Source organism: Fodinicola feengrottensis (assembly GCF_039530045.1).
Classification (GTDB): domain Bacteria; phylum Actinomycetota; class Actinomycetes; order Mycobacteriales; family HKI-0501; genus Fodinicola; species Fodinicola feengrottensis.
Genome location: NZ_BAAANY010000019.1, coordinates 44,932 through 60,385, shown reverse-complemented (window position 1 = coordinate 60,385; position 15,454 = coordinate 44,932). Strand labels below are relative to the sequence as shown.

Here is a 15,454-nt window from a genome sequence, read left to right as displayed (position 1 = left end):
GAGGCATGGACACGGCCGTACGCCCCACCGCACTGGATCCCGCGGTGGCGGCGCGCCTCAAGCGGGACGACGCCGGCCTGGTGGCCGCGGTGGTGCAGGAGCAGGGCACCGGGGTGGTGTTGATGGTCGGCTGGATGGACGACGAGGCGCTGCACCGGACGCTCACCACCGGCCGTGCCACCTACTGGTCGCGCAGCCGGCAGGAATACTGGGTCAAAGGCGAGACCTCGGGGCACACCCAGCAAGTCCGCTCCGTCGCGATGGACTGCGACGGCGACGCGCTGCTGGTCACCGTCGAGCAGGTCGGCCCGGCCTGCCACACCGGCCTGCACAGCTGCTTCGAGACCATCGTCCTGCTAGACAATCAACCTCCGCGAACCTGACGTTTTCGTTGTCCACACCGGTGTGTCGGCGACGAAATGGTCAAGCTCGCGGTGGGTTTATTGGGCGTACGAGCCGACGATTCGCTCAAAGGTGTCGCGGTTGGCGTGCATTTCCCAGGCGGTCTCGGCGAGTTCGTCCGGGTTGACGCGGGGGACCGGGCCAATGTCCGCTGGTGCGTGCTTTTCGAAGATCTTGCTGGCATCGCTGCGGTCGATCAGGCCGCCGACGTGGATGACCCCGACGTAGACACCTTTGTCCGCGACCGCTGCGTTCAGATTTTGTACGTACTGACGAAGTCCGCCCAGCGCGATGCCGACGTTTCCGAGCGCTGGCACCGGGCGTACGGCTGACACACCGGAGCCGAGCAGGATGGTGCCGTCGCGGCGTTCGATCATGCCCGGCAACAGCGCTTTGACCAGCGCGATGGGAGCCCACAACGGCATCTGGAACTGGGCCGGCAGGTCATCTGGGTCGACGTCCAGGACATTCACCACCGGCGTGTCGAGATTGGACGGGCTGAACTGGGCCACGTCGATGTGCCCGAACCGTTCGTTGATCTCGCCGATCACCCGTACGAGCTCGCCGCGGTCGGTCACGTCGGCCGTGAAGGCCGCTGCCTCGATCCCGTTGGCGGCCAGCTCCTGAACGTATTTCTCCAGCTTGTCCAGGTTGCGGGCGACCAGCGCGAGGCGGAAACCTTCGCGCCCGAAGCGATTCGCGACGGACCGGCTCATGCCGGGGCCGACTCCGAAGATGGCAAGGGTTTTGGGCATGACTGTGTTGCCTTCCGGGTCCAGTGACTAAATTGAGGTGACCCTCAACTTGAATCGAAGGTAGCACGAAGTTGAGGGATGTCTCAAGTTTTGTACACTGGAGTCATGGCACTCACCGACGGTTCGACCGCACGGCCGGCGAAGGTGTTACGCCGCGACGCGGCCGCGAACCGCCGCAAGCTGGTCGACGCTGCGCATGTGGAGTTCGCTGGCCGGGGACTGGACGTGCCGCTGGAGGAGATCGCCCGGCGGGCAGGCGTCAGCATCGGGACGCTCTACAACCATTTCCCGACGCGTGCGGCGCTGCTCGACGAGGTCATGCCGGCCCGGCTGGCTCCGCTGATCGAGCTCGGCGAACAGGCGCTGGCCTGCGCCGACCCATGGCAGGGCTTTGAGTCGTACGTGCTGGGTACGTGCGAGCGGCAGGCTGGGGACCGGAGCCTGAACGACATCCTGTCGCGCCGCTATCCGGACGCGTCGCTCGCCGAGTCCGCCTGCGGGGAGGGCTTCGCGCAGGTCGGTGCGATCGTCGAGAGAGCGCGGCGAGCTGGTGCGCTGCGGGCGGACTTCACGCTGGTGGACTTCGCGTACGTGCTCTGGTCGGCCGCGCGGATCATCGACGCCACTCGCGCGGTGGCGCCGCACAGTTGGCGGCGCCACCTCGGTTTTCTACTGGACGGGTTGCGTACGGCGGCCGCTACCCCCATCGACGAGCCGCCGCTCACCGCCGACCAGCTCCGCCAGTCGATGGTCAGTCTTGGCCAGGGTGAACAAAAACTGGGCTCTCGGTCAGCTTCAGCCGGACCTGGCCGTCGCTGACCTCGACCTCGTGAGCCTGACCGGCCAAGTCGATGGCGACAAGCCTCCAGTCCTGAGGAGCAGGTCGGGCTGGGCCTGGACTTGATGCTGGCCGGCATCGCCGGTCGGCCGCGGAGGCTGGCGTGTGACGATGGGGGTGTGGCGCAGCAGCACAAGACCGAGAATCCGCCCCGGCGCACCGTGGGCCTGGCGGCTAGCTTCGTGCTCTGCGCGGCCGGCGCCGGCCTCGCGCTTTGGGCCACCACCCAGCCGTGGGGCACCTCCCTCATCCACCAGGTTGCACCCCTCCCGCCGGTCACCAAGTCCATCGCGGGAGGCGCCGTCGCCCCGATCTCCGCCGCGCTGGCCCTGGTCGCGCTGGCCGGAACCCTCGCGTTGCTGGCCCTCAAACGGATCGGCCGTACGATCGTGGGCGCTTTCCTGGCGCTCTGTGGGCTGGGGATCCTCGCCGACGCGGTCGCCGCGGTGGCCGGTCCTGACCTGCGGCCGACCACCGCGTCGATGTCCGTGACAGTGACGGTGTGGTGGGTGTTTTTGGCTCTGCTCGGCGGTTTCCTGGTGCTGGTCAGCGGTGTCTGGGTGGCGTTGTACGCGCGCCGGTGGACGGCTTCGCAGCGGTACGAGTTGGGTTCGGACGGCAAGGCCCGGGTCGCCGCCGGCGGGTCCAACGACGCCGAGACGTGGGACGCCCTCGACCGCGGCGAAGACCCGACCCGGTAGCTCGCGCGGGGGTAGCGTCACCAAGATCGGTAGAGGAGGCGGTCAGTGACCCGTGCGGTGCCTAATGGTGGGGTGTCGTTTTGGTACGCCCAGCTGGGAAAGCCGGACTATCGGCCGGGTTTGCCGGGCGACACGGCCGTGGATGTGGCGATTGTGGGGGCTGGGTATACCGGGTTGTGGACGGCGTACTACCTGAAGAAGGCGCAGCCGGATCTGCGGATTGTGGTGCTGGAGAAGGAATTCGCGGGTTTCGGCGCATCTGGACGCAATGGCGGGTGGTTGACGGCGAACCTGGCCGGGTCGGCGAGTCGGTATGCGGCGAGTCACGGGCGGGCGGCGACGCTGGCGTTGCAGCGGGCCATGATGGCGACCGTTGACGAGGTGATCGAGGTGGCCGCGGCCGAGGGAATTGACGCGGACATTCACAAAGGCGGGAATCTGGAAATAGCCCGGAGTCCGGCGCAGCTCGGCCGGCTGCGGGACGAGTACGAGCAGTTGCGGCACTGGGGTTACCAGGACACCGACGTGTCCATATTGGACGGTGCTGAGCTGGCGGGCAGAATTCGGGTCCAGGGGGCGGTTGGCGGCATCTACAGCCAGCATTGCGCGCGCCTGCAACCGGCAAAGCTCGTCCGCGGGCTGGCGCGGGTCGTGGAGGGTCTCGGGGTGCGCTTGTACGAGCGGACCGAGGTGCTCGACATCGAGTCGCGGCGGGTGCGTACGAACCGGGGGACGGTGACCGCGGACGTTGTTTTGCGATGCCTGGAGGGATTTACCGCCGGACTCGCCGGCGAGCGGCGGAGTTGGTTGCCGATGAATTCTTCCATGATCGTGACCGAGCAGCTGCCGGACTATTTCTGGGCCGAAGTGGGCTGGCGGGAAGCGGAAACCCTTGGCGATATGGCCCATGCGTACATGTACGCGCAGCGCACCGCGGATGGCCGGATCGCGCTTGGCGGGCGTGGCGTGCCCTATCGATTCGCCTCTCGTACCGATCACAGTGGCGCCACCCAGATCCGTACGGTGGCAGCACTTTCCGAGCTGCTGCGGCAGCTGTTCCCGGCGGCCGTCGGAGCGTCCGTGGCGCACGCGTGGTGTGGGGTGCTGGGCGTGCCGCGGGACTGGTGCTCGACCGTACGGTTCGACCGGCCCAGTGGCCTTGGCACCGCGGGCGGTTATGTCGGTCACGGAGTGGCGACGACGAATCTGGCCGGGCGGACGTTGCGGGATCTGGTGCTGCGCCGCGACAGCGAGCTGACCAGATTGCCGTGGGTCGGCCGGCGGGTCCGCCGCTGGGAGCCCGAACCGCTGCGTTTTCTTGGCGTACGGTCGCTTTACGCGCTCTACCGGTTCGCCGACCGGCAGGAATATCGGGGCCGTCCGACCACCAGCCCGATTGCCCGGATCGCCGACCGGGTGGCTGGCCGCTACTGAGCTGACTGTTATCAAGGAGACCAGGACTAGCTATTTGCAGGTCTAAAGGCTGTGTTTTACCGGGCGATGACCGAGCCCGAATTGTCGGTCGGTAGCATCCCACGCATGGGATCGGGCGGGCTCGGAACAGGCCTGAAAAGAGGCGAGGTGCGCGGGAGCGATCGGTCGTGCCCGAATGTGGTTGTGGGCGACCGATGAGTGTTCTCGACGACATTCTCGTCGGGGTGAAAGCGGACGTCGAAGAACGTCAGGCCGCCGTCCCGCTCGACGAGGTCAAAAGGCTCGCGGCCGCTGCTCCGGCGGCAAAAGACGCTCTCCGTGCCTTGCGCGCGCCGGGCGTCGGCGTGATCGCCGAGGTGAAGCGTGCGTCGCCGTCGGCCGGCCAGCTGGCCGATATTCGCGACCCCGCCGCGCTCGCGGGGGAGTATGCGGCCGGTGGAGCGCGGTGTATCAGCGTGCTCACTGAACGCAACTATTTCCACGGATCACTGGAAGACCTTGCCGCCGTACGAGCGGCTGTCGACGTTCTGGTGTTGCGCAAGGACTTCATCTTCAGCTCGTACCAGGTGCACGAGGCCCGCGCCCACGGCGCCGACATGGTGTTGCTGATTGTGGCCGCGCTGGAACAGAACGTGTTGATGGGGTTGCTGGAGCGGACCGAGTCGCTCGGCATGACCGCGCTGGTCGAGGTGCACGACGAGGCCGAGGCGGATCGCGCGCTGGAAGCCGGCGCGAAGGTTATCGGCGTGAACGCGCGAAACCTCGCGACTCTGGAGGTGGACAAGTCCATCTTCGAGCGGATCGCGCCCGGCCTGCCGTCCAGCGTGGTGAAAATCGCCGAGTCCGGGGTGAAGAGCACCCACGACCTCATCGCGTACGCCTCAGCCGGCGCCGACGCGGTGCTGGTCGGTGAGGGCCTGGTGACCGACCGCAGCCCGCGGCAGGCGGTCGCCGACCTGGTCACCGCCGGGTCGCATCCGGCGATGCCGCGGCCGTCCCGATGAGGAGCGCATGACGATCAGCCAAGGCCCGGATTCCCGCGGCTATTTCGGCCTGTACGGCGGACGGTTCGTGCCGGAGGCACTGGTCGCGGCCCTCGACGAGCTCGACGTCGAGTTTCACAAAGCGCTCGCCGACGACGAGTTCACCACCGAGCTGTCCCGGATGCTGCGGGAATACGGCGGCACCCCGAGCCTGCTCTACCAGGCGAAGCGGCTGTCCGCGAAGGCCGGCGCGCGGATTCTGCTCAAGCGCGAGGACCTGAACCACACCGGCGCGCACAAGGTTCGCAACGTGCTCGGCCAGGCGCTGCTCACCAAGCGGATGGGCAAGCAGCGGGTCATCGCCGAGACCGGCGCCGGCCAGCATGGTGTCGCGACCGCGACGGCCGCCGCGTACCTCGACCTCGAGTGCACCGTCTACATGGGCGAGGAGGACACCCGCCGGCAGGCCCTGAACGTGGCCCGCATGCGGATGCTCGGCGCCGAGGTGGTGCCCGTCAAGTCCGGCAGCCGGACGTTGAAGGACGCCATGAACGAGGCGTTCCGCGACTGGGTGTCCACTGTGGACCACACGCACTATCTGGTCGGCTCGGTGGGCGGCCCCCATCCGTTCCCGGAAATGGTGCGCGAGTTCGCGGCCGGCATCGGGGTGGAGGCGCGGGCGCAGAGCCTGGCACTGCTCGGCGGGCTGCCGGACGCGGTCTGCGCGTGTGTCGGCGGCGGATCGAACGCGATGGGCATCTTCCACGCGTTCATCCCAGACGCTGACGTGCGTCTTTACGGCTTCGAAGCCGGCGGTGACGGGGTGCAGAGCGGCCGGCACGCGGCCAGCATCACCGGCGGCTCACCCGGCGTGCTGCACGGCGCCCGTACGTACTTGCTGCAGGACGCGGACGGCCAGACCATCGAGTCGCACTCGATCTCGGCCGGCCTGGACTACCCGGCCGTCGGACCGGAGCACGCGTGGCTTGCCGACACCGGCCGCGCCACGTACGAGGCGGTCACCGACGCCGAGGCGATGGAGGCTTTCCGGCTGCTGTGTCGTACGGAGGGCATCATCCCGGCGATCGAGAGCGCGCACGCGCTGGCCGGTGCCGTGCGGCTGGCGCCGCAGCTCGCGCATACCCTCGGCCGGGAGCCGATCATCCTGGTCAACCTGTCCGGTCGCGGCGACAAGGACATGGAGACCGCAGCGAACTGGTTCGGTCTGTTGGGGGAGAAGTCGTGAGCGTCGCTACCGCTTTCGAGAAGGCGTCCGGCCGGTCCGCACTGGTCGGCTATTTGCCCGCCGGCTATCCGTCGGTGACCGGCGCGATCGACGCGATGAAGGCGATGGTCGACTCCGGCGTCGACATCATCGAGGTCGGTCTGCCGTATTCCGATCCGGTGATGGACGGCCCGACCATCCAGGCCGCCGCGCAGGCCGCGCTGGACCGGGGGGTGCACACCGCGGACATCCTGCGGACCGTCGAGGCGGTCGCCGCCACCGGCGTACCGACCGTCGTCATGACGTACTGGAACCCGATCCTGCGATACGGCCCAGAGCGGTTCGGGCAGGACCTCGCGAACGCTGGCGGCGCCGGCCTGATCACGCCTGACCTGATCCCGGACGAGGGCGCAGACTGGATCGCGGTCGCCGACAAGCACAGCCTCGACAAGATCTTCCTGGTGTCGCCGTCGTCCACCGACGCACGGTTGGCCGCCACCGTCGCGGCCTGCCGCGGTTTCGTCTACGCCACGTCCGTGATGGGTGTGACGGGCGCGCGGGCGAAGACCTCCGACGCCGCGCCGACGCTGGTCGCGCGCGTACGTAGGGTTGCCGGCGGCCTGCCGATCGGGGTTGGCCTCGGCGTCAGCAACGGTGAGCAGGCCGCCGAGGTGGCCCAGTTCGCGGATGCGGTCATCGTCGGGTCGGCGCTGGTCCGGTGCCTGCTCGACGCTCCTGACGAGGCCGCTGGCGTACGCGCCGTGGCTGCCCTCACCACCGACCTGGCTGCCGGCGTCCGCTCCTGACCCCGCCCGCCGGGGCGTGTTCAGCGGGGCTGGCGGTCACCGGTAGCGTGGCGGCGTGACTTCGGCCTCCCTGGCATCGCTTCCCAGCCCGACCCAGAACGTGTGGTTCCTGTTCGGGTGGATTCCGCTCCGCGCGTACGCGTTCGCCATCATCGTCGGCATCGTTGTCGCGGTGTTGCTGACCGACCGGCGACTGCGGGCCCGCGGCGGGCCGCCCGGCGCGGTCACGGACATCGCGCTGTGGGCGGTGCCGTTCGGGATCGTCGGCGGCCGGATCTATCACGTGATCACCACCCCGGAGCCGTATTTCGGCGCCAGCGGGCATCTGATCGACGCGCTGAAGATCTGGAACGGCGGCCTCGGGATCTGGGGTGCGGTGGCGCTGGGCGCGGTCGGTGCCTGGATCGGCTGCCGCCGGCTGGGCATCCCACTCGGCGTGCTGGCCGACGCGGCCGCGCCCGGACTGGTGTTCGCGCAGGCAATCGGCCGGCTCGGCAACTGGTTCAACAACGAGTTGTACGGCGCCCAGACCAACCTGCCGTGGGGCCTGGTCATCCACCAGATGGACCCGGCGACCGGGCATGCGGTGGCGACGTTGCCGGGCACGTACCACCCCACTTTTCTGTACGAGCTGCTGTGGAACATCGGCGTCGGCCTGCTGGTGATCTGGGTGGACAAGCGTTTCCGGCTCGGTCACGGAAGGGCGTTCGCGGTGTACGGGATGGGTTACACGGTCGGCCGGTTCTGGATCGAGGCGCTGCGGATCGACGACGCGCACCATTTCCTTGGTCTGCGGCTCAACGACTGGACGTCGATCGTCGTCTTCCTCGCGGCGCTCGCGTACTTCCTGTGGCAGCGCGGGCCGCGCGAGAAGCTCCGGATCGTGGACAACCGCAAGGTCGAGTTGGTCGCCGAAGGCGCGGCTGCTGAGAGTGACTCTGAGGGCTCGGTGGGTGCCGCATCCGAGGACTCGACGAGCGCGTCCGACGCATCGGCGGGCAGCGTCGAGACAGCCGGCGAAACCAAGGTGGACGTGACGAAAACGGACGCTGAGCCACCGTCCGGTGACAGCCCGGCGGACACCCCCGAACCGGAGTCCGCGGACCGCGCCTGAGCGCCGCTGGATTTACCACGTCAAGGCCCGTTTACGCAGCTCAGTATGTCCGTGCCCGGCGGTGGCATCGATCACTCGCGGCGAGATCGCGCCCGATGCCTACAGCCGTGTAACCTCGGAAGGTGCGCCGGCGATCCCGTGCGCAAACTTTGTCATCCGCCGGGCCGGAACGCTGGCCCGTCCCCCAGGGCCAATGATGTCCCGCCCCCGCCCGGTGCACTCGTGCGGTCTGCCTTGACCGAGAAAACGAGTGCCCATTAACGACGAGGGAGCCTGCCGGTGAATTTCTCTGCGGTTCCGCCTGCCCAAGGTCTTTATGACCCGGCATTCGAACACGATTCCTGTGGTGTCGCCTTTGTTGCCGACGCCAAGGGCCGACGCTCACATCAGATCATTGCCCATGGACTGACAGCCGTTCATAACATGGAGCACCGCGGTGCCGCCGGCGCCGAGGTGAATTCCGGCGACGGGGCCGGCATCCTCTTCCAGGTGCCGGACCGATTTCTCCGCGAGGTGGTGGATTTTCCGCTGCCCGACGCGGATCCGGACGGTCAGCTGGCGTACGCGGTCGGCCTGGTTTTCCTGCCAGCCAACGATGACGGCGAGGCCGCCGCGCGGGACCTGATCGACGAGGTCGTCGCGCAGGAGCAGGGCCAGGTGCTGGGCTGGCGTCAGCCGCCGGTGGATTCGTCCATGCTCGGCCCGACCGCACTCGGCGTGCTGCCCAGGGTGCGGCAGATTTTCCTGACTTTTAGCGACTCCGCCGGCAATCTTCGTTCCGGACTGCCGTTGGAGCGGATGGCTTTCGTCGCCCGCAAACGCATCGAGCGGATTTCCGCGGAACGCGACTGCGGTGTCTACTTTCCGTCGCTGTCCAGTCGCACGATTGTTTATAAGGGCATGCTAACCACCGATCAGCTGCCGTCGTTTTTCGGCGACCTGACCGATCCGCGTACGGACAGCGCCATCGCCCTGGTGCACAGCCGGTTCTCCACGAACACGTTCCCGTCGTGGCCGCTCGCGCATCCGTACCGGATCATCGCCCACAACGGCGAGATCAACACCATCCAGGGCAACCGGAACTGGATGCAGGCCCGCGAGGCGTTGCTTGCCACGCCGGCCATTGATGAGGCATTCGGCGGCGATGTCGAGCGGATTTTCCCGATCTGTACGCCCGGCGCGAGCGACTCGGCGACTTTCGACGAGGTGCTGGAGTTGCTGCACCTGGGCGGTCGGAGCCTGCCGCACGCGATGTTGATGATGATTCCCGAGGCCTGGGAAAACAACGCCGACATGGATCCGGCGCGGCGGGCTTTTTACGAGTTCCATTCGTCGCTGATGGAGCCGTGGGACGGCCCAGCCTGTGTCGCTTTCACAGACGGCACACAGATTGGTGCGGTGCTGGACCGCAACGGCCTGCGGCCGGGCCGCTGGTGGCGGACCCGCGACGACCTGGTCGTGTTGGCCAGTGAGGCCGGCGTGCTGGAGATCGACCCGGCCCAGGTGGTCGCGAAGGGCCGGCTGCGGCCGGGCCGGATGTTCTTGGTGGACACCGCTTTGGGCCGGATCGTCGAGGACGACGAAATCAAGGCCGAGTTGGCCGCCGAGCAGCCGTACGACGAATGGTTGCACGCGGGCCTGACCCGGCTGGGAAACCTGCCCGAGCGCGAGCACGTCACCTACGGGCACGAGTCGGTGCAGCGCCGGCAGCAGACTTTTGGCTACACCGAGGAAGAACTCCGGATCATCCTGACGCCGATGGCGACCTCCGGTATGGAGGCCATCGGTTCGATGGGCAGCGACACCCCGGTGGCGGTGCTGTCCCATCGCGCCCGGCTGCTTTATGACTATTTCTCGCAGCTTTTCGCGCAGGTCACCAATCCGCCACTGGACGCGATTCGCGAGGAAATCGTCACCAGTGTCGGTGACACCATCGGGGCGGAGCAGAACCTGCTCATTCCCGGCCCGGCCAGCTGCCGGCAGATCGTGTTGCCGTTCCCGGTGATCGACAACGACGAGCTCGCGAAGATCGTGCACATCGACGACGACGGTGACATGCCGGGATTCCGGGCGGTCACGGTTTCCGGCCTTTACCGGGTGGTCGAGGGCGCGGCCGGAATGAAGGCTCGGCTGGTGGAGATCTGCCGGCTTATTTCCGAGGCGATCGAGGATGGCGCCCGGATTATCGTGCTCTCGGACCGGGATTCCACCGCGGATCTCGCGCCCATTCCGTCGCTGCTGCTGACTGCCTGCGTTCACCATCATCTGGTGCGGGAGCGCACTCGTACGCGCGTCGGTCTGGTCGTGGAGGCCGGCGACGCCCGCGAGGTGCACCATGTGGCTCTGCTGCTGGGATACGGCGCCGCCGCGGTCAACACGTATCTGGCTTTCGAGACCATCGAGGACATGGTCTCCGGCGGCCAGCTGACCGGAATCGCGGCGCAGAAGGCGATCCGGAACTACGTGAAGGCGCTCGGCAAGGGCGTCCTCAAGGTCATGAGCAAGATGGGCATCTCGACGGTCGCGTCGTACACCGGCGCGCAGGTGTTCGAGGCGATCGGCCTCAGCCAGGACCTGGTTGACCGCTACTTCACTGGTACGACAAGTAAACTCGGCGGCGTCGACCTCGGGGCGATCGCCGCCGAGGTGGCTGCTCGGCACGCCAAGGCGTGGCCGGCGAACCCGGCCGACCGGGCGCACCGGCGCCTGGACGTGGGCGGCGAATACCAGTGGCGCCGCGAGGGTGAGGTGCATCTTTTCAACCCGGAAACGGTTTTCCTGCTCCAGCACTCCACTCGTACGCGCAAATACGAGATCTTCAAGCAATACACCTCGGCCGTGGATGACCTGTCCAAACAGGCCGCGACTCTACGAGGGCTCTTCGACTTCTCCTCTGGTCGCAAGCCCATCCCGATCCAGGAGGTGGAGCCGGCCAGCGAGATCGTCAAGCGGTTCTCCACCGGCGCGATGAGCTACGGCTCGATTTCGATTGAGGCGCACGAAACTCTGGCGATCGCGATGAACTCGATGGGCGCCCGGTCCAACACCGGTGAGGGTGGCGAAGACGCCGATCGGCTCCGCGACCCGCGCCGGCGCAGCTCGATCAAACAGGTCGCGTCCGGCCGTTTTGGTGTCACCAGCGACTATCTGGTGCACGCCGACGACATCCAGATCAAGATGGCGCAGGGCGCCAAGCCCGGTGAGGGCGGCCAGCTGCCCGGCCACAAGGTCTATCCGTGGATTGCCCGTACGAGACATTCCACCCCGGGCGTCGGCCTGATCAGCCCGCCGCCGCACCACGACATCTATTCGATCGAGGATCTCGCGCAGCTGATCCACGACCTGAAGAACGCCAACCCGGAAGCGCGGATCCACGTCAAGCTGGTCGCCGAGGTCGGGGTGGGTACGGTCGCGGCCGGCGTCAGCAAGGCGCATGCCGATGTCGTGCTGATTTCCGGCTATGACGGCGGTACGGGCGCCGCGCCGCTCACCTCGCTGAAGCACGCGGGCGCGCCGTGGGAGCTGGGTTTGGCGGAAACGCAACAAACCCTGCTGCTGAACAACCTGCGCGACCGAATCGTGGTGCAGACCGACGGCCAGCTCAAGACCGGCCGAGATGTCGTCGTTGCCGCGTTGTTGGGCGCTGAGGAGTACGGTTTCGCCACCGCTCCGCTGGTGGTTTCGGGCTGCGTCATGATGCGGGTCTGCCACCTGGACACCTGTCCGGTGGGCGTCGCCACCCAGAACCCGAAGCTGCGGGAGAAATACACCGGCAAGGCCGAATATGTGGTGACCTTCTTCGAATACATCGCCGAAGAGGTTCGGGAGTTGTTGGCCGAGCTGGGATTCCGGTCGATCCAGGAGGCGATCGGGCACGCTGAGGTGCTCGACACCCGGGCCGCCGTCGATCACTGGAAAGCCTCCGGGATGGACCTCTCGCCGTTGTTCGTGGTGCCGGAGCTGCCCGAAGGCACGTCCCGGCACAACACCACCGAGCAGGACCACGGCCTGGAGAAAGCGTTGGACAACACGCTTATCCAGCTCTGCGAGGGCGCGTTGCTGGATGGTTCGCCGGTGAAGTTGGAATTGCCCGTACGCAACGTCAACCGCACCGTCGGCACCATGCTCGGCTCCTTCGTGACCCGGCGATTCGGTGCGGAAGGCTTGCCGGCCAACACCATCGACATCACTTTCACCGGCACGGCCGGCCAGTCGTTCGGCGCGTTTGTGCCGCCGGGGGTCACTTTGCGACTGCTCGGCGACGCGAACGACTACGTCGGCAAGGGTCTTTCCGGCGGACGTATCGTGCTGCGGCCGGATCCCGTCGCGCCTTTTGAGGCGGAGCGCAACATCATTGCCGGCAACACGATTCTCTATGGCGCGACCCGCGGCGAAGCGTTCATTCGCGGCATCGTGGGGGAGCGGTTCGGCGTACGGAACTCCGGTGCGCTCGCCGTTGTCGAAGGCGTCGGCGACCACGGCTGTGAGTACATGACCGGCGGCACGGTCGTCGTTCTTGGGCCCACCGGCCGGAACTTCGCGGCTGGCATGTCGGGCGGCAGCGCGTACGTCCTGAATCTCGACCCGCGGTTGGTGAACCGCGAGATGGTCGACCTCGAAGCAGTGTCCGCGGAGGATGCTGACAGGCTGCGGAACATCATTGGCCGCTACGAAGCCGAAACCGGTTCGCCGGTGGCCGCCGAGCTGCTGGCCAACTGGGAACGGCGCAGGGCCGCATTCACCAAGATCATGCCGCGGGACTACCGCCGCGTGTTGGAGGCCACCCGGCAGGCCGAAGCGGCCGGCCGCGATGTCGGCGAGGCGATCATGGAGGCCGCACGTGGCTGACCCCACTGGTTTTCTCAAGTACGGCCGGGAACTTCCGCAGCGGCGGCCGGTCGACATCCGGATCTCCGACTGGCGCGAGGTCTACCAGGACTTTGACTCCGGCAAGCTGCGCAGCCAGGCATCTCGATGCATGGACTGCGGGATTCCGTTCTGCCACAACGGATGTCCGCTGGGCAACCTGATCCCGGAGTGGAACGACCTGGTGCGTACGGACCAGTTCCGGTCCGCCATCGAGCGCCTGCACGCGACGAACAACTTCCCGGAATTCACCGGGCGGCTCTGTCCAGCGCCCTGTGAGGCCGCGTGCGTACTCGGTATCAACAGCGATCCGGTGACGATCAAGCAGGTCGAGGTCGAGATCATTGACCGCGCCTTCGCTGAGGGCTGGGTGACGCCGTCTCCCGCGCAGCTGAAATCTGGCAAGAACGTCGCCGTCATTGGCTCGGGCCCAGCCGGACTCGCCGCGGCTCAGCAGCTGACTCGTGCCGGCCACGATGTCACTGTTTACGAGCGGAACGACAAAATCGGTGGGCTGCTGCGTTATGGCATCCCGGAATTCAAGATGGAAAAGCGCCATCTGGACCGCCGGTTGGAGCAGATGTCCGCTGAGGGCACCGAATTCCGTACGAGGGTGAACGTCGGCGCGGATCTCACCGCGGCGCAGCTGCGGGCGAATGCGGACGCGATCGTGTTGGCGATGGGTTCGACGGTGCCACGCGACCTGCCGGCTCCTGGGCGTGAACTTTCCGGGATCTACTACGCGATGGAGTATTTGGAGCCGGCCAACCGGGTCCAGAACGGCGACCTCGCTGAGCCGCCCATCGATGCCGCTGGCAAGCATGTGGTGATCATCGGCGGTGGCGACACCGGCGCGGACTGCCTCGGCACGGCACACCGGCAAGGAGCTTTGAGTGTTACGCAGCTGGAGATCATGCCGATTCCGGCGGACGTACGCCCGGAAAACACACCGTGGCCAACCTGGCCGCTGATCATGCGTACGTCCAGTGCGCACGAAGAAGGCGGCGACCGGGTTTTCTCCGTCAACACCGAGAAGTTCGTCGGCGACGCGGCTGGCAACGTGCAGGCGCTGTCGTTGCATGAGGTCACGATGGTCGACGGCCGTTTTGAGAAGGTGCCCGGCAGCGAACGCGAGCTGCCGGCGCAGCTGGTGTTCCTGGCGATGGGTTTCACTGGGGTCGACAAGAGTTCGGACCTGTTGGACGAGCTGGGCACGGTCGTCGGCCCGCGCGGCACGGTGGCGCGGGACGCGGCATGGAAGTCCACTGTGGACGGTGTGTTCGTGGCCGGCGACGCCGGCCGCGGCCAGTCGCTGATCGTCTGGGCGATCGCCGAGGGCCGCGCCTGCGCCGCCGCTGTCGACGCTTACCTCACCGGCCACACCCAGCTCCCGGCCCCCATCAACCCCACCACCATGGCCCTGATCGCCCGCTAGCCGGTGGTGGGGAGAAGGGCGAGGAGGGCGGCGGCCGCCGGAGTGGGTGAGCGGGTGGCGGCGGTGACGACCAGAAGCGAGCGGCTGATGGGCGGGTCGGTGGGTAGGGCGACGACTGGACGCGACGCCGTACGCAACGTCATCGGCGGGAGCAAGGCGACGCCGAGGCCGTAACCGACGAGGTCGACCTGGGTCGTGATCGTGTCGACTTCACAGCGGATGCGGCGGTCCAGGCCGACCGACGCGCAGGCCGCGTCCAGGGTCGCCCGGAGCGCGGAATCGGCCCGGTACTCGACAAAATCGAGGTCCACGAGGTCGGCCAGTCGGACCCGGCTCCGGGCGGCCAGCGGGTCGTCGGCGGCGACGGCCAGTACGAGCGTCTCCTCGCCGAGCGGGACCGACCGGACCCCGGTGGCGTGCTCGCCGAGCGGAAGGTCCACGAACGCGAGGTCCAACCGGCCCGTCACGGTGTCGTGGACGAGCGCGCTGACGTTGGCGTTGCGCACCTGGATGGTGATCGCTGGATGCCGCCGGTGATAGCGCGACAGCAGCGCCGCGAGGTCGAGGATTCCCAGCGTTTGCAACGATCCGATGGTCAGTTGGCCGCGCAGCAGTCCGTGCACACCAGCCACCGCGTCGCGTCCGTCGTCGGCGGCGGCCAGCGCCCGGAGAGCGGCCGGCAGCAGGGCGCGACCGGCTTCGGTCAGCTCAACGCGGCGAGTGCTGCGTACGAACAGGCTGCCGCCCAGCTCACGTTCCAGCGCACGGATCGAAGCGGACAGGCTCGACTGGGTGAGGTGCAGCTGGGTCGCGGCGCGGGTGAAGTGCCGCTGCTCGGCGACCGCGACGAAGTGGCTCAGCTGGCGGAGCTCCATTGAGTGATCATATCGATCTC

The 15,454-nt window shown here is 67.5% G+C and carries 12 protein-coding genes; 10 read left to right on the top strand and 2 right to left on the bottom strand.

Translation table 11 applies throughout. From position 1 onward, the window contains the following. The first annotated feature begins 5 nt into the window (after positions 1-5). Positions 6-383: a phosphoribosyl-AMP cyclohydrolase gene (hisI, locus tag ABD301_RS23230; RefSeq protein ID WP_163571561.1), complete on the top strand. Its 378-nt coding sequence runs from the start codon at positions 6-8 to the stop codon at positions 381-383. Between the two features lie 57 nt (positions 384-440). On the opposite strand, the gene ABD301_RS23225 is transcribed toward hisI, so the two are convergent. Further along, entirely contained in the window at positions 441-1,157 is a 717-nt protein-coding gene (locus tag ABD301_RS23225; RefSeq protein WP_344312543.1) for an SDR family NAD(P)-dependent oxidoreductase, read from the bottom strand. A 105-nt stretch (positions 1,158-1,262) separates the two neighbouring features. Between ABD301_RS23225 and ABD301_RS23220 the strand changes: the two genes are divergently transcribed. From ABD301_RS23220 to ABD301_RS23180, 9 genes are all read left to right on the top strand, one after another. After that, positions 1,263-1,976 carry a TetR/AcrR family transcriptional regulator gene (locus tag ABD301_RS23220; RefSeq protein ID WP_344312541.1) on the top strand — a complete coding sequence of 238 codons (714 nt, stop codon included), beginning with the start codon at positions 1,263-1,265 and terminating at the stop codon, positions 1,974-1,976. 138 nt (positions 1,977-2,114) lie between these two features. Beyond that, the gene (locus ABD301_RS23215) at positions 2,115-2,696 is read left to right on the top strand and encodes a Trp biosynthesis-associated membrane protein (protein ID WP_163571565.1); all 582 of its coding nucleotides are present in this window, start codon (positions 2,115-2,117) and stop codon (positions 2,694-2,696) included. A gap of 45 nt (positions 2,697-2,741) precedes the next feature. Then, complete coding sequence (locus tag ABD301_RS23210; protein WP_163571566.1) at positions 2,742-4,130, top strand: NAD(P)/FAD-dependent oxidoreductase; 1,389 nt, start codon at positions 2,742-2,744, stop codon at positions 4,128-4,130. Positions 4,131-4,324: 194 nt separating this feature from the next. Further along, positions 4,325-5,134 carry an indole-3-glycerol phosphate synthase TrpC gene (trpC, locus tag ABD301_RS23205; protein WP_344312539.1) on the top strand — a complete coding sequence of 270 codons (810 nt, stop codon included), beginning with the start codon at positions 4,325-4,327 and terminating at the stop codon, positions 5,132-5,134. A 7-nt stretch (positions 5,135-5,141) separates the two neighbouring features. After that, positions 5,142-6,359, top strand: coding sequence for a tryptophan synthase subunit beta (trpB, locus tag ABD301_RS23200; RefSeq protein WP_344312537.1), 1,218 nt, complete (start codon positions 5,142-5,144; stop codon positions 6,357-6,359). Further along, positions 6,356-7,144, top strand: coding sequence for a tryptophan synthase subunit alpha (gene trpA, locus ABD301_RS23195; protein ID WP_344312535.1), 789 nt, complete (start codon positions 6,356-6,358; stop codon positions 7,142-7,144). Before trpB ends, trpA begins: the two co-directional genes overlap by 4 nt. Positions 7,145-7,199: 55 nt before the next feature. Then, positions 7,200-8,258 (top strand): prolipoprotein diacylglyceryl transferase, encoded by a 1,059-nt coding sequence (gene lgt / locus ABD301_RS23190; protein WP_163571567.1) that lies wholly within the window; start codon positions 7,200-7,202, stop codon positions 8,256-8,258. Positions 8,259-8,537: 279 nt separating this feature from the next. Further along, on the top strand, positions 8,538-13,106 hold the full coding sequence (gltB, locus tag ABD301_RS23185) for a glutamate synthase large subunit (RefSeq protein ID WP_344312534.1): 4,569 nt from the start codon (positions 8,538-8,540) through the stop codon (positions 13,104-13,106). After that, positions 13,099-14,559, top strand: coding sequence for a glutamate synthase subunit beta (locus ABD301_RS23180; protein WP_344312532.1), 1,461 nt, complete (start codon positions 13,099-13,101; stop codon positions 14,557-14,559). The genes gltB and ABD301_RS23180 overlap by 8 nt, the downstream gene beginning before the upstream one ends. On the opposite strand, the gene ABD301_RS23175 is transcribed toward ABD301_RS23180, so the two are convergent. Next, positions 14,556-15,434, bottom strand: a complete 879-nt coding sequence (locus ABD301_RS23175; RefSeq protein WP_344312530.1) for a LysR family transcriptional regulator — start codon at positions 15,432-15,434, stop codon at positions 14,556-14,558. The genes ABD301_RS23180 and ABD301_RS23175 overlap by 4 nt on opposite strands. Positions 15,435-15,454 lie beyond the last annotated feature (20 nt).